Origin of the sequence: Corallococcus sp. CA041A, from assembly GCF_003612075.1 — a bacterium.
Classification (GTDB): domain Bacteria; phylum Myxococcota; class Myxococcia; order Myxococcales; family Myxococcaceae; genus Corallococcus; species Corallococcus exiguus.
In genome coordinates this window covers 1-425 of the sequence record NZ_RAWF01000690.1, presented here as the reverse complement: position 1 = coordinate 425, position 425 = coordinate 1, and the positions used below count along the sequence as shown (strand labels likewise).

Annotated in this window: 1 protein-coding gene; it reads right to left on the bottom strand. The window is 35.3% G+C overall.

Annotation, left to right across the window (positions count from 1 at the left end; translation table 11 throughout):
- Nucleotides 1–28: 28 nt before the first annotated feature.
- On the bottom strand, nt 29–425 hold a 397-nt coding region (locus D7V77_RS42715), incomplete at its 5' end, for a MoxR family ATPase (protein ID WP_233597593.1).

Here is a 425-nt window from a genome sequence, read left to right as displayed (position 1 = left end):
CTGTTACACTGGTAAATTGTTACATTACTTAGGGTGCTTGAATTTTAGCTAACATTCTATTTACAATTTCCTCAGAAGTAATTTCTTCAGCTTCCGCTTCGAATGTCAATCCAATTCTGTGTCTTAAAACATCCTGCGATAAAGCTTTTACATCTTCAGGAATTACAAAAGCCCTGCCTTTCAAAAACGCATACGCCCTCGAAGCGATTGCTAAATTAATGGATGCTCTTGGAGAAGCTCCGAAACTAATGTAATTTTTCAATTCAGAAAGTCCATATTTTTCAGGATAACGGGTTGCAAAAACCATATCCAGAATATATTTTTCAATTTTTTCATCCAGATAAATTTGATTGACAATTGCTTTCGCTTCGACAATGTTCTGCAAAGAAATCACCTGTTTAATTTCCGGCTGATGTGAAGTAGAA